General features: G+C 37.9%; 22 protein-coding genes. 2 read left to right on the top strand and 20 right to left on the bottom strand.

The features are described from left to right. Window positions 1-2 precede the first annotated feature (2 nt). The 20 genes from galU to tviB form a co-directional block, all read right to left on the bottom strand. Window positions 3-878 carry a UTP--glucose-1-phosphate uridylyltransferase GalU gene (gene galU / locus AC1M9J_RS11780; protein WP_481952370.1) on the bottom strand — a complete coding sequence of 292 codons (876 nt, stop codon included), beginning with the start codon at window positions 876-878 and terminating at the stop codon, window positions 3-5. Window positions 879-905: 27 nt separating this feature from the next. Next, window positions 906-1,529, bottom strand: coding sequence for a sugar transferase (locus AC1M9J_RS11775; RefSeq protein WP_481952369.1), 624 nt, complete (start codon window positions 1,527-1,529; stop codon window positions 906-908). A 15-nt stretch (window positions 1,530-1,544) separates the two neighbouring features. Next, window positions 1,545-2,375 carry a glycosyltransferase family 2 protein gene (locus tag AC1M9J_RS11770; RefSeq protein WP_481952368.1) on the bottom strand — a complete coding sequence of 277 codons (831 nt, stop codon included), beginning with the start codon at window positions 2,373-2,375 and terminating at the stop codon, window positions 1,545-1,547. A gap of 3 nt (window positions 2,376-2,378) precedes the next feature. Continuing rightward, window positions 2,379-3,395: a glycosyltransferase family 4 protein gene (locus AC1M9J_RS11765; protein ID WP_481952367.1), complete on the bottom strand. Its 1,017-nt coding sequence runs from the start codon at window positions 3,393-3,395 to the stop codon at window positions 2,379-2,381. Between the two features lie 9 nt (window positions 3,396-3,404). Then, window positions 3,405-4,418, bottom strand: coding sequence for an EpsG family protein (locus tag AC1M9J_RS11760; protein ID WP_481952366.1), 1,014 nt, complete (start codon window positions 4,416-4,418; stop codon window positions 3,405-3,407). Between the two features lie 16 nt (window positions 4,419-4,434). Beyond that, complete coding sequence (locus AC1M9J_RS11755; RefSeq protein ID WP_481952365.1) at window positions 4,435-5,412, bottom strand: polysaccharide pyruvyl transferase family protein; 978 nt, start codon at window positions 5,410-5,412, stop codon at window positions 4,435-4,437. A gap of 32 nt (window positions 5,413-5,444) precedes the next feature. Further along, window positions 5,445-6,968, bottom strand: a complete 1,524-nt coding sequence (locus tag AC1M9J_RS11750) for an MATE family efflux transporter (RefSeq protein ID WP_481952364.1) — start codon at window positions 6,966-6,968, stop codon at window positions 5,445-5,447. 9 nt (window positions 6,969-6,977) lie between these two features. Then, window positions 6,978-8,855, bottom strand: coding sequence for a polysaccharide biosynthesis protein (locus tag AC1M9J_RS11745; RefSeq protein ID WP_481952363.1), 1,878 nt, complete (start codon window positions 8,853-8,855; stop codon window positions 6,978-6,980). Between the two features lie 50 nt (window positions 8,856-8,905). Continuing rightward, the gene (locus AC1M9J_RS11740) at window positions 8,906-10,081 is read right to left on the bottom strand and encodes a DegT/DnrJ/EryC1/StrS family aminotransferase (protein WP_481952362.1); all 1,176 of its coding nucleotides are present in this window, start codon (window positions 10,079-10,081) and stop codon (window positions 8,906-8,908) included. Window positions 10,082-10,097: 16 nt separating this feature from the next. Next, window positions 10,098-10,760, bottom strand: coding sequence for an acetyltransferase (locus AC1M9J_RS11735; RefSeq protein WP_481952361.1), 663 nt, complete (start codon window positions 10,758-10,760; stop codon window positions 10,098-10,100). Next, on the bottom strand, window positions 10,757-11,362 hold the full coding sequence (locus tag AC1M9J_RS11730; protein WP_481952390.1) for a sugar transferase: 606 nt from the start codon (window positions 11,360-11,362) through the stop codon (window positions 10,757-10,759). Before AC1M9J_RS11730 ends, AC1M9J_RS11735 begins: the two co-directional genes overlap by 4 nt. Window positions 11,363-11,378: 16 nt before the next feature. Then, window positions 11,379-11,921, bottom strand: a complete 543-nt coding sequence (locus AC1M9J_RS11725) for a serine O-acetyltransferase (protein ID WP_481952360.1) — start codon at window positions 11,919-11,921, stop codon at window positions 11,379-11,381. Next, a complete protein-coding gene (locus tag AC1M9J_RS11720; protein WP_481952359.1) occupies window positions 11,915-13,081 on the bottom strand; it encodes a glycosyltransferase family 4 protein in 1,167 nt (388 codons plus the stop codon). Before AC1M9J_RS11720 ends, AC1M9J_RS11725 begins: the two co-directional genes overlap by 7 nt. Then, a complete protein-coding gene (locus AC1M9J_RS11715) occupies window positions 13,078-14,172 on the bottom strand; it encodes a glycosyltransferase (RefSeq protein ID WP_481614247.1) in 1,095 nt (364 codons plus the stop codon). Before AC1M9J_RS11715 ends, AC1M9J_RS11720 begins: the two co-directional genes overlap by 4 nt. Beyond that, window positions 14,169-15,287 carry a glycosyltransferase gene (locus tag AC1M9J_RS11710; RefSeq protein WP_481596461.1) on the bottom strand — a complete coding sequence of 373 codons (1,119 nt, stop codon included), beginning with the start codon at window positions 15,285-15,287 and terminating at the stop codon, window positions 14,169-14,171. The genes AC1M9J_RS11715 and AC1M9J_RS11710 overlap by 4 nt, the downstream gene beginning before the upstream one ends. Window positions 15,288-15,320: 33 nt before the next feature. After that, entirely contained in the window at window positions 15,321-15,869 is a 549-nt protein-coding gene (locus AC1M9J_RS11705) for an acyltransferase (RefSeq protein ID WP_481952358.1), read from the bottom strand. Window positions 15,870-15,972: 103 nt separating this feature from the next. Then, on the bottom strand, window positions 15,973-16,566 hold the full coding sequence (locus AC1M9J_RS11700; RefSeq protein WP_481952357.1) for an acyltransferase: 594 nt from the start codon (window positions 16,564-16,566) through the stop codon (window positions 15,973-15,975). After that, window positions 16,566-17,738 (bottom strand): lipopolysaccharide biosynthesis protein, encoded by a 1,173-nt coding sequence (locus tag AC1M9J_RS11695; protein WP_481596464.1) that lies wholly within the window; start codon window positions 17,736-17,738, stop codon window positions 16,566-16,568. Before AC1M9J_RS11695 ends, AC1M9J_RS11700 begins: the two co-directional genes overlap by 1 nt. A 10-nt stretch (window positions 17,739-17,748) precedes the next feature. Beyond that, window positions 17,749-18,771, bottom strand: coding sequence for an NAD-dependent epimerase/dehydratase family protein (locus tag AC1M9J_RS11690; protein ID WP_481596465.1), 1,023 nt, complete (start codon window positions 18,769-18,771; stop codon window positions 17,749-17,751). A 15-nt stretch (window positions 18,772-18,786) separates the two neighbouring features. Beyond that, window positions 18,787-20,064, bottom strand: a complete 1,278-nt coding sequence (gene tviB / locus AC1M9J_RS11685) for a Vi polysaccharide biosynthesis UDP-N-acetylglucosamine C-6 dehydrogenase TviB (protein ID WP_481596466.1) — start codon at window positions 20,062-20,064, stop codon at window positions 18,787-18,789. A gap of 240 nt (window positions 20,065-20,304) precedes the next feature. Between tviB and AC1M9J_RS11680 the strand changes: the two genes are divergently transcribed. Further along, a complete protein-coding gene (locus tag AC1M9J_RS11680) occupies window positions 20,305-21,408 on the top strand; it encodes a polysaccharide biosynthesis/export family protein (RefSeq protein WP_481590662.1) in 1,104 nt (367 codons plus the stop codon). Next, complete coding sequence (locus AC1M9J_RS11675; protein ID WP_481596467.1) at window positions 21,408-21,836, top strand: low molecular weight protein-tyrosine-phosphatase; 429 nt, start codon at window positions 21,408-21,410, stop codon at window positions 21,834-21,836. Before AC1M9J_RS11680 ends, AC1M9J_RS11675 begins: the two co-directional genes overlap by 1 nt. The last annotated feature ends 12 nt before the right edge of the window (window positions 21,837-21,848 follow it).

Below are 21,848 nucleotides of genomic sequence, written 5' to 3'. Positions count from 1 at the left end.
TTTTATAATTTTAGATCTTTAATCAGCGCTTTAAATTCCTCACCTAATTTTGGATGATCTACTCCATAATGCAGCACAGCTTTTAAATAACCCAACTTGCTACCACAGTCAAAAGTTTGACCTTTCATACGATAGGCTTCAACTGTATCGGTTTGTTGTAGCATCGCAATCGCATCGGTGAGTTGGATTTCATTGCCCGCACCTTTTGGTGTTTGCTCAAGTAATTGCATAATTTTGGCAGGTAAAATATAACGACCAACGACTGATAAATTTGACGGTGCTGAACCGACTGCAGGTTTTTCGACAATGCCTTGCATGACAATGCTATGACCTTCCGCAGGTATAGATGCAACATCGACAATACCGTATTGATCCACCAGATAATCAGGCACTGCTTCAACCATAATTTGTGATGCTTGAGTCTCATCAAAGCGTTGAATCATCAAACTTAAATCATTGCGTTCTGATGAATCTTTAACAAGAACATCTGGTAAAAGAACTGCAAAATCATCTTCACCTACAACCGCTTTTGCACAGAGTACAGCATGACCTAAACCTAAAGGTTGTGGTTGACGTACACTAATCACGCTCACATGAGACGGTAAAATTTCGGTAATTTCTTTGAGTAAATCAAATTTCTTTTTATTTTCTAAGGTGGTTTCTAGCTCAAAATTACGGTCAAAGTAGTTTTCGATTGAGGCTTTTGAAGAATGTGTGACTAAAATAATTTCTTCAATCCCTGCTGCAACAGCCTCACGCACCACATACTCAATCGCAGGACGGTCAACCACAGTGACCATTTCTTTTGGAATAGACTTACTTGCAGGTAAAAAACGGGTACCTAGACCTGCAACAGGAAGAATGGCTTTTTTGATCATAAAATTTCTAAAATAGTCAGATGAAAATTAAGATGATTTTACTTCATCATGCTTTTCTTTGGGTTCATTCCCCTCAAATAAAGAAGGACCTACATGCCCTGGCGCATTAATGCCTTCGCGCTTGAGCATGACTTTCACTGTTTTGAGCATAATTTTAAAATCCACCCAAATATTATGATGATCTACATACCAAACGTCACATTTGAAACGCTCTTCGTAATCCAGTTCGTTACGACCACTGACTTGGGCCAATCCCGTCATCCCCGGGCGTACCTCAAGGCGGCGTGCTTGCTCAGGGGAATAAAGCTCAACAAATTCTTTTAGCATCGGACGAGGTCCAACAACGCTCATATCTCCTTTAAGAACATTAATGAGTTGTGGCATTTCATCTAAACTTGTAGAACGTAATTTTTGTCCAAACGGTGTAATACGTGCTTCATCAGGCAAAGGATTACCATTTTTATCAGTAGCATCCTTCATTGATCGAAACTTAATCATTTTAAAAAGTTTACCGTCTTTACCTGGTCTTTCTTGGAGAAAGAAAATTGGTGAACCCAAATTTTGACGAACTTTATAAGCAACGATTAAAAATATCGGAGATAAAATTATTAAGGCTACAATAGCTATCAGTATATCTACCAAGCGTTTCATTATATGGGTACCACTTTAATTAGAAGTTTTTTTCCGAAGAAAGTTGTTATAAACCTTTCCTAATATACCACTAGGTAAAAGTCGGAATGCCGATCTGATTAGAAACAATATATTAGCATGTACTGGTGATTGAAGTTTAAGTTGTTTTTTTAAATCGAGTAATTTTTTCTCACTTTTAATATATTCAATCCCTTTACGTCTTGCATGCATGCCATTACCAACCCTCGCATATAATACAACATCTGGAATATTCGCCACTTGATAGCCATTTCCTATAACCCTTAGCCAAAGATTATAGTCTTCCATAAACAAGTGATGTTGATATCCTCCAACCTTCTGAATTACAGATTTTTTATAGGCCACCGTCATATGATTAAATGGACAGCGTGAATTTGAAAACTCTTTTATTTCTGAATGTTGTAGAGGTACACTTTTAATCACGTTTAAATCTTTTGGTTCTTTATCAAATTCTAAAATTTGACCACCCACAACGCTAACCTCAGGATTTTTTTGTATGAATGCAATTTGTTTTTCAAAACGATCAGACTTACAAATATCATCTGTATCCATACGGAAAACCCATTCATGAGTACAATATTTTAGACCTTCATTTAGAGCCTTACCTAAACCTAGATTTTCTGGAAGTCGTACTACCCGTAATATACTTCCAATTTTATTTTGCCACAAAGAAACGAGTTCTTCCAACTCCTCTGTAATAGCACCATCTAGAACTAAAACAATCTCGTTAGGTTTAGTTGTTTGATTTTGCCAAATACTTTCAAAGCATTGATGGAGAAAAGAAGGCTTTTCTTTAATATATAAAGACATTAGAACAGAAAAAAACATAACTTAACTCTTATAGATTTCTAAATATTTTAAAGCCATCATATCAGAAGATAAGTTATGAACTTCTGAAAAATTAAAGTCTTTTTCATCAATATCTTTACCAAATAAATTGGCAATAGAGGGATTTTCTCGAATAAACTCTCTATGCGGAGGAATATCTGATAACAAAGCCCTACACCCACACGACACAGCTTCAATAATACTCATTGGATATCCCTCTGCAGATGAATTGGAAACAATATAATCTGCAATTTGATAATAATAGTTAGGATTTGAAACAGCACCCATAAATAATATGTTCTTATTATTTTTTCTTTTACACTCCTTCAACTCATCACCGTCACCCAAAACAATTAGAAGATTATTTTTGGAATAATTCTCATTAAATATATCTATTAACTCAGGCACTCTTTTTCTCCTTATAATACGACCAGAATAAATGAATATTTTATTATATTTATCCAATGACATCATTTTTCTTCTATTAATTTTACTCTCAAAACTAAGAGGGTAAAAAACATTTTGGTTAACGCCATTATTAATAAATGTTACATTATTTAAAGATGGAATCCATGATAAAATATAGTCACTTACTGATTTTGAACAACCAACAACTCCATAAAAATTACCATATTTTAAAAATGAAAAATGTAAAATAGAACCTATGAACCCCTTCAATAATCCATATTCTTTAATATAGTCTTTAAAAAACATACAATGTATAGTAGTTATCTTTTTTGCGTTTATATTTAACTTACTTGATAGTTTATCAGGATAATATCCATGAGAATGGATCACATCTATATCTTTGAGAAGATCATGTATTTTCTCATCATCGTATTTAATAACCCCTAAAGAACATAATGATAAGAAAATCTCTTGATAATCTTTTTCACCGCCTTCTTTTACATAAATGATTTTAGTCTTAACACCTAAAACCTCATACTCTTTACAAAGATTTAAAACAACATTAATAGGACCACAATTTTTAATTTGTGGCAACACAAAAGCAACTTTCATTCACCCGTCCTATGGCAATGGAGAAAAATAATTCTCCATTATATTAGGTAATTGTAATTCCAATGTAAAATACAAGCTAATTAATGAATAAATTAAAACACATAAAACCACAAAAAATCGATTAAATCTCAAACTTAAAATTAGCGGAATAATAAATATTTCCGCAAAGCAAAATATATTAGACAATCGACCACTTAAAATTAAAAAATCATAAAATCCCAATCGTAGAGATATACCAATAGCATAAACTACAATTAATAAACTTAAAACAGAATTTTTAACCCTAAATATTAAAAATAAAGCTAAAAGAAGCAAACCTCTTAAATTTGCAGGATGAAGAAAATCCCTCGTTTCCTCTAAATCTGAATATGTTTGTATCCTATCAACATAAGACATACCATACATCATTATTAAACGACATATAGTAAATGATATAAACATTAATATGATTACCATAAAAATAAATTTATAATTATCTTTATCTATGAAATCTTTAATTTTCTTTTGAATAAAAATAAAAAAAATCAAAAAAGGTGAGATAACCGCATGTGTTAAAAATGCAAATCCCATAGTCAATGAAGCCAAAATTTTGCTTCTATTTATATAAATTAAAGATAAAAAATAAAAACCTAATACTACCGCCAAACCTTGCCTAATCTGCATCCACTGATGGTAAAAATAAAATGTTGATATATAACAAAATAAAACATAAATTGAATTAATTTTAAAATTGTTTGATATTTTTTTTATTAATAAAAATATCAACATAGAGTAACAGAATATAAAAAATCTAAAGTCAAAATTAAAATACTTAAAAGGATATGCTAAATATGCAAATCCAACCTCCATATAAGTCTGCTTATAAAATAAGTCAGGGCTTAAAGAATATGATAAAATGTTATCATATACCACTTTATAATTATACGTATCTGGAGTATCTCCCCGAAAACTTGCAATTAAAGAAAAAAATATCACTATAGGCAAATAAATTAGTGAAGTAAAGCGAATAGTGATACTTTTCATATAAACAAAAACCTTCTTAAACAAATTTAGAACAAATATTTTTCATATATTCTGCTAATTTTAAATAGTCATTTTTGTTAACCAATTCAATATCTTTACTAATTTTAGATCCTGAAAAATCAAAATTTGTGGTAAAATCACCCGTTTTACTATTAACACTTACAGTATTAAATAAATCTAAAATACCTTCAAATCTACATGTGTCAACGAAATCATCAAAACCATTTACATATATTACTGGTGTACCCATTGCTAAACATGGCAATGCACAGTGAATTCTAGAAGTAATTACCAACTTTGCTGTAGAATATTTTTCGAGCAAAGCATGGGCATGCTCAAATCTTTGCTCATGACTAATCCCCTTTCCAGGTAAAACCTGACATTCATATTTTGCTTGATTTAATAGATCTTCGGAAAAAATATTTTTAAGATGATTATCCAGCTTATTTAATTTAAAAATATTTTTAGTCACTAATCCTTTGACAACCTGTTTAACCGAAGAAAACATATATTTACTTTGTGGATAATTATATAGTGGATCAACTATATAAATATCTGTCCTTTTTATATTTTCTTTTTTATACCGATCTAAAGTTAGCGTTAAACAGCCAGAGAAATACGCATCAACTCCAACTTCTTGTAATAATTTTACAGTATTCATATCTCTACACCCAATAGGCTGGTGTTTTTTAAGATACGCAATACCACTAGGAGAGAGAATAGTATCTACAGCATTACTATTTATATGAAAGGCAATAAATAGCGGGTCGATATTTTCTGATGGGATCCAACTGTCAGTCTTTGTATGTGTAAACCATCCATTCATAATCAATTTGACTTTATCTTCTTTAAATAAAGAAGCATATTCTCTATTTATATAATAATCAGGGTTACCCATAAAACCTTGTGCTGCCAAACTTTGCACATAATCCCCAACATTATAATGACCACCTACATCCTCATAGACCATTACAGCTTTTTTAAATTTTTCCATCGTTATAGACCTAAAATCAATTAAAAATTAAATCACTTACTTGAAGTCAATTTCACCTTTACCAAATTATAAACTTTCTTTATTTCATAATTTGGTATACAAAAAATCAATAAATACATTAAAAAAATAAATTCTATAATAACATTAACAAATATAAAAGTGGAAATTTCTGAAACATTGAGTCTCGCACAATAATTAAATAATACAAACACAAATACAAATACAAACATTAGATTTTTTAGGTAATTCATTAATATTGGATTATCTAAGGATAATAGCATACCTTTCTTAAAATAGTAAAATCTATAAAAAAATGCCAAAACACTAATAAATATTGTACTTAATATTGCCTGCTCAGCTGTACCATATATTTTAATTATAAAATAACTTAATGGCAAATTTAATAACAATATTATACTTATGAAAATTTGATAATTTCTTATGTTGCCTCTCGCATGAGCTGACATCCATAGAGATCCGGAAACACTCTCTATCATAGCTACCAAAATTACTATTTTGGAAAAAGTTAATGTATACTGTGGCAATTCATTCCCCAACCACATTTTCAAAATAAATTCAATTGAAATCAGAAAAGGGATTGACATACAAACAATTAAGTAAAGTGAATATCTAGAAGCGACCAATACTAAATTAATATGTCTTTCAACATTTCCTTTTACATAAGATTCTACTATTTGAGGATTAAAAGCCGTTTGTAAATTAGATACTAAATTGTTAAGCAAGGCATTTATTTGTTGGGATATTGCAAATGAGGCATTTGCTACAACTCCAAAAAATACATTAAATATAATTGTATTTCCATGATTTGATGTTACAGCAGAAATTTGACCCAATATATTCCATTTTGAAAAATTCACAATATCTCGAGCTAATTTAATATCACTACCTAAACTATAAGTAATATTATACTTCCTACCAACAACAATATAGTACAACACAAACATTAAAACTGATGTTAAAAATAAAGCCAAACCATAGTATATTAATAAATATTCATTTACCACCACCACAAGCAAAGCAGCGAAAAATTTTAAAACAGCCTCAAAAACACTCAAATAGGCGTATAATGTCATTTTTTCTTTTGCAATTAATATTGCCTGATATGGAACAGCCATTATACCAAAAACTAATGAAAGAACAGCTAAATGATAAATTACTTGCGCCTCAAAAAACATATTCTTAGGTATATTTAAATAATTATTTAGAAACCAAATACCTAATGTTTCAGCCAAAAAAAATAATATTAATGATATAACTAAATGTACATTAAATGAAATTGAAAATGTTTTTTTTACTTTATTTATATCACCTGATGCATATGCAACATTCAAAAATCTCTGTGTCCCATTTCGCATCGCGCTGCTTAAAAATGAAAACAATAATACAAAACCTGTAACTAAATTTAATATTCCAAAATTTTCAATACCTAAAGACTGATATAACAATTTAAGAGAAAATAAAGTTAAAAAAATGACAAAGATCATTCTTACATACAAAAAAATTGTATTATTAAAAATTCTTTTGTTTTCACTCATTAGCAATACTCATTTCAAATTCAAAATATCATATTGTTTTTTTAAATCAAAAACATATTCTTTTAAAATTTGATAAAAATCATCTTCGCTAGATTTTGAAGTTTCCATATATAATTCTTCCATATTAATAAAAGCTTGCTTAATTATATCAATACCATAGTACGACTCATAGGCTTTCAAAATCCGCTCATGCTCCGTTTTTTTCACACCATCTTGATCAATCAACAACTCTTCATACAGCTTTTCACCTGGACGTAAACCTGTAAACTGAATCTCTATATCGCCAATTCCATTTTCATCAACAGAACGGAAGCCACTTAAACTAATCATTTGTCGGGCTAAGTCTACAATCTTTACTGACTCACCCATATCAAGCAAAAACACATCGCCACCTGTACCCATTGCTCCTGCTTGAATCACAAGCTGTGCCGCTTCAGGAATGGTCATAAAGTAACGGGTCACTTCAGGATGCGTCACTGTCACAGGCCCACCTTGAGCAATTTGCTTTTTAAACAGTGGCACCACTGAACCCGACGAACCCAGTACATTACCAAAACGCACAATACTGATTTGCGTCTTAGGATTCGTTGAGGCTAAACCTTGGCAATAAAGCTCTGCCATACGTTTTGAAGCACCCATGACGTTGGTTGGACGTACTGCTTTATCTGTTGAAATGAGGACAAAAGTTTCAACACCTTGTGCCACTGCGGCATCGACACTGCGCTGTGTACCAATCGAAGTATTATAAATCCCTTCAAATGGATTGGCTTCAACCAGTGGCACATGCTTATAGGCCGCTGCGTGATAGACTGTTTGCACGCTATATTGTTGCAAAATACGTTCCAATTTAGCTTGATTGGTCACAGAACCTAAAACTGGGATAACCTGTACATCTGAAGTTTGCAATTCACGATCAATCGAATAAAGCGCAAATTCAGACATCTCAAACAGCACTAACATTTTAGGCTGATGTTTGACGATTTGACGACACAGCTCAGAGCCAATGGAGCCCCCTGCCCCAGTCACCATCACGACTTTATCTTTAATATTTTTTTCTAAAAGCTCAGGCTTCGGTGGTACAGGATCGCGGCCAAGCAAATCAATAATATCCACTTCACGGATATCAGAGACTTTGACTTTACCATCGACCAGTTGGGTCACACCCGGTAATTCCATGATTTTGACATCAGTGGCTTCAAAGGATTCAATAATTTCCTTTTTACGTGCACGTCCGACTGAGGGCATGGCAAGTAACACTTCTTCAATGCCAAATTTTCCGAGTTTCTTTTGCGCTTTTTTTGAGGAATAAATCTTTAAACCACTTAAAGACTGCCCTTTCAGTGATTTTTTATCATCAATAAAACAGACTGGTAAATAATCATCGGAACGGTTTAAGGCGGCAGCGATTTGCTGTCCTGCAAGTCCTGCCCCATAAATCGCCACGCGTTTACGGGTTTGTTTTTTGGCAAAGGTTTTAAGTGTCGCATAACGAATCACCGCGCGACTCCACCACATGTAGGAAAACAGCATAAAGCCGTACATGAGTGGAATACTCATCGGAATAAAAGCAACATCTAATTTTTTAATAGCGTATAGCGCCACAATTTGAATAAATGTCCCAATTGAAATGCGCAGTAAATAATCTTCGTTAAATGAACGTACAATGGCACGGTAAATCCCGAGCAAAGCGAAAATCAGTACACCTGCAATCGCAACGTAAATATACCAAGCCTCAAGCCCTTGCATCACGGTTACATTTGGACGTGCTAAACGAATAGCATAAGCCAGCCACATCATCAGTGGCAACATGCACATGTCCATGGTCACCAAAACCACTTGTTTTTGGCGACGCGGTAAAGATGCAATGGAACGAATAAAATCTTTCATTGGAGCTCAGTTATCTTGGCTGAAAAAGCACGCTGTGATTATACGCTGTTTTAGCCTTGAATCTTTGCAATCACGCTTTGAATGGCATCTACCATTTTTTGCAGACTTTGTTCAGACAATGTTGGATGCACCAAGAACATCAGACTCGTTTCACCTAGTTTTTTGGCATTTTCCAATGATTTTTCAGGACGCCACGGCGTATTATCGAACGCTTTTTCTAAGTAAACTTCGGAACAAGAACCACTAAAACAAGGCACTCCAAGCGTATTAATCTCTTGCATAATACGATCACGTGACCAACTTTCAGGTAATGCTTCTGCATTAACTTGAACATAGCATTTATAACTTGCATGCACATAATCAGCCGATGGTTTAGGCACTTTAAAATAAGGACTATCTTCAAATACCGCTTGGATACGTACCATATTGGCATGACGCTTTGCAGTCCATTCCGGCATTTGTTGCAGTTGCAAACGACCAATCACCGCTTGCATTTCCATCATGCGCCAGTTGGTGCCAAATGAATCATGCAACCAACGGAAACCCGGGGGATGTTGTTTGTTATAGACGCTATCGAAGTTTTTGCCGTGATCTTTGTATGACCACATTTTTTTCCATAGACTTTCATCATTGGTGGTGACCATACCACCTTCACCGCCTGTGGTCATAATCTTGTCTTGGCAGAAGGACCATGCGCCAATATGACCAATTGAACCTGCGGATTTACCTTTATACATCGCACCATGTGCTTGGGCGCAGTCTTCAATCACGAAGATGCCTTTTTCCTCAGCCAATTGCATGATCGGATCCATATCACACATCCAACCTGCCAAATGCACACAAATAATGGCTTTGGTATTCGGGGTCAGCACCGCTTCAATGGTACGACGTGAGATATTTTGTGAATCGAGTTCCACATCAGCAAAAATAGGATTGGCACCTGCAGTCACAATCGAGCTTGCTGAAGCCAAGAACGTCCGTGAAGTGACAATCACATCATCGCCCGCACCCACACCCAGAGCTTTGAGGGCTAAATCCAGTGCCACTGTGCCATTTGCCACGGCAACAGCATATTGGGTTCCTGCAAACTGTGCAAATTCCTTTTCAAATTCACGGCATTCCTGACCTGTCCAATAATTCACTTTATTGGACAAAAGGACCTTAGACACCGCATCGGCTTCTGCTTGGGTAAAGCTTGGCCAAGGCTCAAATGCACTGTTTAACATGGAATTTTCCTAAAACTTATTGCTGTGAAGTGGTGACAATCCGTGCAGGATTACCGACCACTGTTACACCTGCCGGCACACTTTTGGTGACCACGGTGCCCATGCCTACAATCGCACCTTTGCCAATTACCAAAGGCTGATCAGGAGTGCCCTGCTTAATCATGGCACCTGCGCCAATATAGGCATGGTCATGAATATGAATATTGCCATTGCATTTTACGCCTGGTGCGAAAGTAACGAAATCCCCAATCACACAATCATGCTCAACATAGCTATATAAATTGGCATGGAAGCATTTGCCAATTTTAATATTGGAGGTGATGGTGACAAATGGACTTAAGGCTGAACCTTCTGCGATGTGTACTTCATCCATGAAAATAACGTTATCGGCAGAGATCGACCAAAGCCCAATGCCATCGGCTTCTAAACGCTGGGCGATTTTTTCGCGTACACGACTATTGGCTATCGCAATTTGTACGTACTTTTTTGATGGTGATTCATTTAAAAAAGCTTGATAGTTCATGGCACGATGACCATTCACCGAACCGATTTCTGTTAAGGCATCATCAATAAAGACAATTTCAGCCTCTTTTTTTTCACGTAATAATTGCTGACGCGCCACAGGCATTAAACTGCGCCCGCAACCTGAAGCACCATAAATTGCATAAAGTGTTGTCATTTTTTTTGTTCCGGTGTACCGGTAAATTTCGTCGTGGTTGCCTCGCCTTCGGCACTAATATCATCCTTGGCAATGACTTTTTTTATTGTTTTCAGCATGATTTTAAAATCGAGCCACAGCGATTGGTTTTCAACATACCATGTATCAAGCTCAAATTTCTTTTCCCATGAAATGGCATTACGCCCATTCACTTGCGCATAACCGGTGATGCCTGGACGCACGTTATGACGTTTGGCTTGTTCTTCATTATATAGGGGCAGATATTCCATCAGTAATGGACGTGGACCGACAATGCTCATATCACCTTTAATCACGTTCCACAGTTCAGGCATTTCATCGAGACTGGTGGCACGCAGCATTTTACCAAATGGCGTTAAACGCTCACTGTCGGGTAATGGATTGCCTTCAGCATCCAGTGCATCTTTCATGGTGCGAAACTTGATCATTTCAAATGGTTTGCCATGTAAACCCGGACGCACCTGACGAAATAACACTGGTGAACCTAAATTCTTTTTCACCTTACGTGCCACAATAAAATACACCGGTGACAGCAGAATTAAAGCCGTGGAAGCAATGGTGATATCAATAATACGTTTTAACATTGAATTCCTCTGCCCCTTACTCAAGATCTGTCCAACGTCTATTTACTAAACCACCTACATTATTCATACTAATCACTTTAGCGTAGTTTCCTGCGGCAGTAGCATTGGCAGGAATATCTTTAGTAACGACACTTCCTGCACCAATCGTCGCATTGTCGCCAATTTTAACATCTTCAATAATGCAAACATTAGGGCCAATATAAACATTATCGCCAATTTGTGCGGCTTGACGTCCACCATTGGCACCAATCGTCGTAAATTGCGAAAGATTAACGTTATTGCCAATTTTAGCGGTTGGATTAATCACCAAAGGACCACCATGCCCAATATATAGACCATAGCCAATTTTAGTCGTAGTATGAATATCGATCCCATATTGCTTTCTTTTATAATAATAAATGGGATAAGCGAGTTTTGCTAAAAACGTTTTTGAACTGGCAATGCGTAACCAAAATGAAAAATTAAAGCCACGATTAAATAGGTAGTTTTTAACAAACAATTTAAAACTGACTTTTCCCGTATAACGATATAAATCGCTTTTGATATATTTAATCAACATGCGCCAGACTCTAAATTGATATCGATGATTCCCATTTCACCAAGCATATGTTTATTCACCTGATGCACATCATATTTATTTAAAGCCATCTCACGGGAGCGTTGCCCCATCAACTCGATGAGTTTTGGATCTTCAATAAAATACTGCATGCTCTGCACCAAATCATCGACTGATTTTACCCCGACCAAATAGCCATTGATACCGTGTGATACCGTTTCACGACAACCTGGCGCATCGGTGGTAATGATTGCGCGCCCCATTGCCATGGCTTCTAATACGGTACGAGGTGTACCTTCACGATAGGAGGGCAATACATAGACCGAGCTTTCCGCAATCACAGGACGCACATCACTGAGTTTACCCCAATATTTTAGGAGACCTTCAGCGATCCACTCATCGAGTTCTGCTTGAGCAATCGCAGATGGATTATCGTCAATCCAACCGACCAAATGAAATTCTGCTTCAGGATGCTTTTCTTTGATGATGCGTGCCGATTCAGCATATTCACGTACGCCTTTGTCACCCAATAAACGAGCAATCAGTAAGAAGGATGCTTTGACCTGCCCCTGTGCATTTTTCGGTAATGGCATGACATCAAAATCTTGCACATTTACGCCTGACCCATTCACCACCACAGTGGGTTTATTGGCTTCGAGCAAGTGCATGTCTTGGAACAGTTGTAAATCATCAGGATTTTGGAAAAAGACTTTGTCGCTATGTTTTAAGGCTTGGGCATATAAGCCATGCACCATTTTTTGGAACAGACTGCGCTTGCCCGATTCCACATTTTGAAAGGCATAACCAAGACCGGTAATTAACGCAAAACGATGCGGGACTTTGGCAAGCCATGATGCGAGCGTGCCGTAAATCACCGGTTTAATGGTATACGACAATACATAATCAGGCTGAATATGACGGATTTGTTGATACAAGTTTTTTAATAGTTTGAGATCAGCAAGCGGATTCGTACCCGTACGTTGCATTGGAATTTCATGCAAGTAATACCTCAAAGCCTGTAATTTTTGCTGTTCTTCCGGAAAGTTGGCAAACTCAGGTGCCATGATATGAATCTCATAGCCTTGGGCAGAAAGCGCTTCCAATAATTTGCCACGAAAATTCAGCACCGACGGCAAAAAACTACTGATCATTAAAAATTTCATGCCTGTTGGCTCCACACCTGCATATATTGACGGCTGACGGTCGCAATACTGAAATTCTGTTCAACACGTTCACGGGTTGCTTGTTTTAAAGCTTGTTTTTCTACTTCAGTTTTTTGTGCATATTGTAAAATCGCCTCTGCCAACGCTTGGGCATTACGTGGCGGAACAATACTGCCTAAATCCTGTACAATGTATTTAGCATCGCCGACATCTGTACTGATACACGGCAAACCTGATGCCATCGCTTCGACCAACACATTCGGGAAACCTTCAGTAATTGAGGTCATCAGGAATGCATCAATCGATTGATAAAAGGCAGGCATATCGGAGATTTGATCAAGCAGATGAACCTTTTTAGCATCTAACTGATATTGTTCAAATAAAGCTTTAACGTCAGGATTCTCTAAACTTGCCCCACCACCCGCAATTTTAAAGATGATGTTTTCATCTTTTAGCAAGCCCATAGTTTCAAACAAATACGGATAACCTTTGGCATGTCGATAATTACCAGCAAACCCAATCACCGTTGGCTGATTGAGCTGTAAATTCGGCTGAAATTTATCAAGAAATACGCCATTTGCAATCACATGCTGTTGAGCATTTTTAAAACCAAAACCAGTATGTTGCTGTTTCGATGAATGTGCACAGTAAATAATGGCACTTGGCTGTTTCGATAAAATTTGACTTAAACCGAGTGCAATTTTGGTGCTGATCGATTCATCTTTCGGTGATGCAAGCGAGTGATGAATACCCCACACGACATTCGGTTTGTGGGCTAAACCGATGACACTTAAACTCGTCAACGCATTGGCATGGTACATCCAACATTGTACGGTTTTAGGTTGTAGTTGTTTGAGTAGTCCACGCAGTTTTTTGATGATTCCAAGTGTATTTATGCCATTCCAACTGAGCGCATAATATGAATGGCAACGATCAAGGGTGCTTTGATACACCTCCGATGTTTTCATCAAAGCAATAATGACATGCTGATAATGATCTTCCGTATATTGAATCAAGCGTGCCAACATCATTTCAGCACCACCCACCCCTGCAAAGTTGGTAATCACATGCACCATTAAAGGTTTACTCATGATGCAGACTCCATCATGTGCATATACTGTTTCAGCACGGTTTGTTTATGGAACTGCTGAATATGCGTGCCAAAATCGGCATCTGAGTAATGTACATAGTCGGCAAAAATCGCTTTTTGCATCGCTTGGGTTAGACCTGTTTGATCATTACATTCGACCAATAAGCCAAACTTGGCGTGGTCTAAAATTTCCATCGGACCACTTGGACAATCCGTACTGACCACTTTGACTTTGGATGCCAAGGCTTGAATCAAAACGCCCGGCAAACCTTCCCAATTTGAACTCAAAACAAACAACGATGAATATTTAAAATAAGCATAGGGATTGGCATCAAAACCGGGTAAATCTACGACATCATTTAAGCCTAACTCAGCCACCAAGGCTTCAAACTCGCCACGTAGCCCACCTTCACCTAAAATAATCAGACGTGTATCGGCATGCTGATCATGTAAAGCTTTAAAGGAACGAATCAGGAAGCCAAAGTTCTTAGCTTCAGTCAAACGCCCAACGGCCAGAATGACTTGATTACTGTTATTAAAAAAATGATGTGTCACAGGTGCTTTGAGCTTTTCGAAATAAGCATCATCTAAAACAGGATTATAAATGGTGTTGATGTTATTTTTCTTATAGCTGTAATATTCACGAAAATCAGTTTCGACACCTTTAGAGACACAGACCACTTGCTGTGCCATCGGATACGTCCAATTCACCAAGGTTTTCAGTACAAATTTGGCGATGCCTTGCAACTTTATATTTTTTGACGGCGTCGACACCTCACGAAAGATCAACCGTGTCTTGACGCCTCCTAACTTCTTGGCAATGCCGGCGACAATATTGGTATGGGTTTGGGTGGCCACTAAGCAATCGTAATGCTCGGTTTTCATTTTGATTTTTAATGCAGTGATGCTATTTATCACCCGACCACAATTGAAATTCACCAATTCAATTTTAGGGCTCACTTCAGGCAACAGCTTCCCTTTTTCACCATTTAGATCACACACACCCAAATGGATCCTCAGCCCTTGTTCAGCAAAACTATTGGCGAGTTGAATGACTGTACGTTCTGCACCGCCACCACCTAAGCTTGGCAAAAAGAACATGACTTTATTCAACATAATATGACCTAAATAACATGAAATGGGAACGTATTAATCTGAGAGTTTTGAGGCTTGAATCACCATGGCACGTTCAACACGTGCGCGGTAATCAATAATGCCAACGAGTTCACTGTCACTGGCACAAGTGCTTTGAATTCTGGCTTGATAATCAGCAAAGCTCGACACCACTTTGGCCGGCACGCCAATGGCGACGCTATTGTCAGGAATATCTTTGGTCACCACCGAACCTGCGCCAATCACCACATTGGAGCCAATGCTCACGCCCGGCATAATAATACTATTCACGCCAATAAACACGTGTGAGCCGACCTGAATCGGAGCAAAACGTTGATAGCGTTTACCTTGAGCATCTTTGACCAAACAGGTACTGCCATCATGGGTAATAAACTTCACGCCTGAAGTGACCGTGACATGATCACCGATGGAGACTAAAAACGGTTCTGAGCCCCAATTTTTAATATAAATTCGGCAGTTTTCACCCACTTTGACCCCTTTTTTACGTGCATATGCCACACTGCCTTTGGCCATAAAATAAGCCAAATCAAACAGCTGTCGAAAAGCAGAAACAATGTATGCCATATACATGACCTATGTCAGGTTTCACAAGAGGGAAAAATCTCTGAATATTTTACGCTGAAAATGCACTTGAAGATATGCGTGTCAAAGACACATGAAACTTGCCTTAAAGCGCTTTGATTTTCTTGACGGGGCTACCGACATAAACCCCAGCATCATCCAATGGTTTAGACACTAAACTACAGGCACCAATGACGCTGTTGCTTGGAATGGTGACACCATCTAAAACGGTCACGCGCGCGCCTAGCCAAATATTTTCACCAAGGCTGACACCGAGTTTGGTAATCGCATCTTTGACCAAAAGATCAGGCTCACCAAATTTATGATTACTGGCAATTATAATACCTTGCGTGCCAATACGGGTGTTATCGCCAATGGTCACACCGCCACAGCCATTGATATAGGACTTAGAATTGATGCTGACATCTTTGCCAATCATGACTTTGCCACCAAAGCATTTGATATAGCAGTTTTCACCAATAAAGCTATTGTCGGCAATCTCAAGCACTGCACCATTTTCAACAATGAGACTGACATGATCGCCAATATAAACATTGTTGCCGATCTTCACTGTTCCACTGATATCAACCGTACAGCCCTTGCCGAAATAGCGAAACTTCGTGCCAAACGCCACGTTATAAAATTGCTGACGACATTGTGCAGTGAACCAATTCATCAGTTTTAAGAATTTAAAAAACATCAGTTTTTGCTTCTCCACACCACATATAAAATGGCAAAGTTATAGATAATCAGTGCCACAGGCACCGCTAACAGCATATAAATTTTATCGTCAAATAAAACATATAAGCCTACAAATAATGCGAACTTGATAATCAGTTCAACGATTTGCAGTTTAAATAAAACTTGGCTGTTGCGCTTAGCAATTAAAAAAGCCGAGCTAGGTGGATTACAGAAAATCGCCCAATAGCCCAAGGCTAAAATTTGGAAATAGCTTGAGATCCCGACCCATGCACTGCCAAAAACCCATAAATATAGAGATTCAGGCAAGATAAAGAAAATGGCAAATAAAGGTAGTGAAACCAGACTGAGCAGTACACTCGCCTTTAAAGCACTTTGATTGGATTCTGTGGTTTTAAATTTGCGAATAAAGAACTGACGCAAGGTTTGCGAAATCAGATTGATCGGCACACGTAAAGTCCGCTCGACAATGGCATAAAAACCCATCGCCTGCACACCGACAAAATGCGACAACACATAGTAGGGTAAATTATGCGAGAAACTATTCAGCAAGGCATGTGGGGTATTGCTATAAATGAAATCTTTGTAATGTTTAAATGCCTGCCAACTGACTTGATACAGTTGATACTTCAGCAAATAAACCAACACCGCCACAATCATGAGAATCGAGCTGATGTTATAACTGTTCACCAAACTGATTTGCATGACAAGCGGTAAAGACAGTTGCACCGCCACCACAATCGCACTGCGGAAAATATTTAAACCTGCACAGAAATATTCTTTGTGTGCGGAAAATTGATAGTTATACATACTTTGAATCAGGGTATTGGCAAGCACACCAGTCGCGACAGCCCCGGCCATTTCAACATTTAAAATAAAACTAATGACAATGCCACTGATAATGGCAATGACCGTTGAGAACACCGCCCCTTCAAAAATCAGGCTTTTTTTATCCTGTTCCTCAGCGACCAATAAAGCTTGATCCAGACGTAAATTCGCCACCGTGGATAAAACACTAACAATCGCTAAAGCAATGCCGTATGCACCAAAGTCCGCAACAGAATATAGGCGCGTTAAAAGAGGAAGTGCGATAAATGTCATTATCGCACCTGCCAATAAACTTAAGGTGATCAGCCCAATCGACTGATACTTTGCGAATAGTTTCGCAATCATCTGCTCAAGATCATTTTAAGTTATTGACGTACCAACGCATCGCCAGTTGAATGCCTTCGGCAATTTTAAATTCAGGTGCATAGCCCAAATATTGCTGAATTTTGGCAATACTCGCTTGTGAATGACGGACATCACCAGCACGGAAATCACGGTACACCGGATCACGTTCAAAATGCACATCATTTTCCGCAAGTGCTAATTGAATCGCACGGTACAAGTCATTGAGCGTAGTACGATCACCCACAGCCACGTTATAGACCTGATTTTTCGCCTCATCGGATGCAGTTGCTGCCAAAATATTGGCTTGTACTGTATTGTCGATAAAACAGAAATCACGACTGGTTTCACCATCGCCATTGATGAAGACATCTTCACCATCAATCATCGATGCCGTCCATTTTGGAATCACTGCCGCATAAGCACCGTTTGGATCTTGGCGTTTACCAAACACGTTGAAGTAACGTAAACCAATGGCTTTAAAGCCGTAGCTCCGAGCAAATACATCGGCATACAGCTCATTCACATATTTAGTCACCGCATAAGGTGACAATGGATTGCCAATATTTTCTTCGACTTTTGGCAATGCAGGATGATCGCCATAGGTTGAGCTACTTGCCGCATAAGTAAAGCTTGCAACAGCGGCATCACGTGCCGCAGTCAGCATATTGAGGAAACCACTGATATTGGTTTCATTGGTGGTGATCGGGTCTGCAATTGAACGTGGTACTGAACCCAGAGCCGCTTGATGCAAAACATAATCCACACCGGCACAGGCTTTTTGACAATCGGCAAATTGACGGATGTCACCTTCAATAAAGCTGAATTTCGCCCACTGCTCTGTGGTCACAGATGCTTGCACTTCATCTAAATTATACTGATGACCTGTAGCAAAGTTATCTAAACCCACCACAGTTTGATCAAGCTTGAGTAAAGTTTCTAAAAGGTTTGAGCCGATAAAACCTGCAACGCCTGTCACCAGCCATGTTTTTGGCTGTACTTTCAGTTGCTCACATACCTGTTGATATTGATTCATGAAAAATATGTCCTCTTACAAACGCAAATCAGATTCGGCTTGAGATAACACATATTTCAAGTCATACAATACATGTTCAGATTTACCCAAAGCACGGATAGCATCTGCACCCATCGCTTTAAACTGATCATGTGCCACCGCTAAAATCACGGCATCATATTTGCCATTTTCTAAAGTCGAAATTGGCTGAATGCCATATTCATGCTTAGCTTCTTGAGCATCAATCCATGGGTCATAGACATCGGCATCAATATGATATTCTTTGAGTTCATTCACGATATCAATGATGCGGGTATTGCGAATATCGGGGCAGTTTTCTTTAAAGCTGAGACCCAAAATCAGGACTTTGGCATCTTCCACCTGAATGCGTTTTTTTAGCATGGCTTTCACAAGCTGAGTCACCACATACGCACCCATGCCATCATTGAGACGACGACCTGCCAAAATAATTTCAGGATGATAGCCAATCGCTTGGGCTTTATGGGTTAAATAGTACGGATCCACACCGATACAGTGACCACCCACTAGACCCGGACGGAAAGGTAAGAAATTCCATTTCGTGCCAGCCGCTTGCAGCACCGCTTCGGTATCAATGCCCATTTTATTAAAGATCACTGCAAGCTCATTGATCAGCGCGATGTTCACGTCACGTTGGGTGTTTTCAATCACTTTAGCTGCTTCAGCGACTTTGATACTCGCTGCTTTATGGGTACCAGCTTCAATAATCAAGTTATAAACTTCATCGACAAATTCAGCGACTTCTGGCGTTGAACCTGAAGTGATTTTTAAAATATTGGTGACACGGTGCAATTTATCACCTGGGTTAATACGCTCAGGACTATAACCTGCAAAGAAGTCTTGGTTAAATTTAAGACCTGATGCTTTTTCTAGTTCAGGAATACAGATTTCTTCTGTCGCACCTGGGTATACCGTAGATTCATAGACCACCACATCGCCTTTTTTCAGAACTTGCCCAATACTTTGCGATGCTTTAACAAGTGGGATAAGATCTGGCTGTTTATATTCATCAATTGGTGTGGGCACTGTGACAATATATAAATTACAGTCTTTTAGATCTTCTAAATTCGCACTATAAATCAACTGCGTAGACTGCGCTAACTCTTCTGATGAAACCTCTAATGTATAGTCATGCCCCTTACGCAACTCATCAATGCGTTTTTGATGGATATCAAAGCCCACGACAGGAACTTTTTTACCAAACTCAACAGCGAGCGGTAAACCGACGTAACCCAATCCGATAATGGCAATTTTTAGATTATAGAGATCATACATCTCTGAAGCCTTATATATGCTCTAAAATGGATATTCTACATCATTAATAGTTTGATAAAAATTACTCTTATTAAACTCCTTTAAGTCAGAGAAGTTATACTTTCTGCATTTAAAACATAAAGATAGCTTGGGTAAGATATATTTATTGTTTTAATTGGTATAAAATGTCGCTTAACTTTATATAGTTAAGTTAAGATTAATTTTTGAATAATCATAAATGTATACAATATAGGAATACGAGTGAGTCACTATCGTTATAGTTTGCTGTTGGCATTAAGTTTAAGCTTTACAGGATGTGCTGTTACCTCAGGTCTTCAAACCTATGACTTACCTGAAGAAGGTGTTTTTCAGACGGATTTGGGCACTCAAGTCAATGTCATCAAACTCACTCAAGAGTCCCTTTTTGCTGTTCAACCTGCACAAGTCAATGTTCACCAAGATTTGGGACATTTGTTTCTACAAAATCAAAAACAATATCTACTCAGTGCTGGTGACGTATTATCCATTTATCTATGGGCATATCCAGAAATTACACCGCCCACCAATACCATTAATAATGAAGAAGCCATTAAATCCAATGGCTATCAAATCGACTCTCGTGGGTATATTCAATTTCCGATTATTGGACGTTATAAAGCGGCTGGCAAAAGTTTAGATCAAGTGAATCAAGAACTTCGTCAGTTACTTGCCCGTTATTTAAAAACACCTGATGTCATCGCTCGAGTTTTGTCTTACCAAGGTCAACGTTATTCAGTACAGGGCAATGTCATGAAAGGTGGTCAATATACACTAAATGATCAACCCACCAGTATCTATACGGCGCTTGGCTTAGCTGGTGGCGTCAACACACAATTTGGTGCGAATACATCGATTAGCCTCGTTCGAAATGGTCAAACTTATAATTTAAATTCGATTGAACTTGAGAAAGCAGGGTTTTCGCTACACAATCTTTTGGTGCAAGCTAACGATACGATTTATGTCAACTCTCGCGAAAACCAAAAAATCTATGTCATGGGTGAGTCAGGTAAAAACCAGTCCCTGCCGATGCGTGATCAAGGCATGACTTTGAGTGATGTGATTGGGGAGAGCTTAGGCCTGAATCCATTGTCAGCAAGCAGCAGTAAAATTTACGTCGTTAGAAGTCAAAGTGACTCACCTATGACTGAAATCTTTCATATGGATCTGTCTAGCATTGCTAATTTTGGTCTCGCTAATCAGTTTAAAATGCAAAGTAATGATATTGTTTATGTCGATGCAACGGGTCTAACGCGCTGGCAACGTGTGGTCAACCAGGTTATTCCTTTCTCCAATGCTTTATATAATTTAGATCGTTTGGGGAATTGATGAATTTTCAAAATATTTTAGTGGTATGTATTGGAAATATCTGTCGAAGCCCCATGGCAGAATATTTCCTAAAAGATGTGTACCCTGATCGAAACATACACTCTGCTGGGATTTCTGGTCTAGTTGGTCATCCTGCAGATGATAAAGCATTACAATGTATGCAAAATTTCGGTATAAATATGCAAGATCATGTGGCGCGCAAACTGAATGCTGAATTGGTCAAAAATGCGGATTTGATTCTTGTCATGAGCCAGAACCAACAGAAGCATATCGAACAAACATGGCCATACGCAAAAGGAAAAACCTTTCGCTTGGGGCACTGGCGTGAAAAAAATATTGCGGATCCTTACCAACACGATCAAGCATTCTTTAATGACACCTGTCAGTTGATTCAGGATTGTATCGCTGATTGGAAAAAACACCTTTAATATTTTGAATAA

This window comes from Acinetobacter sp. ANC_7588, assembly GCF_056783995.1.
This window is presented reverse-complemented; position numbering and strand designations above follow the sequence as displayed.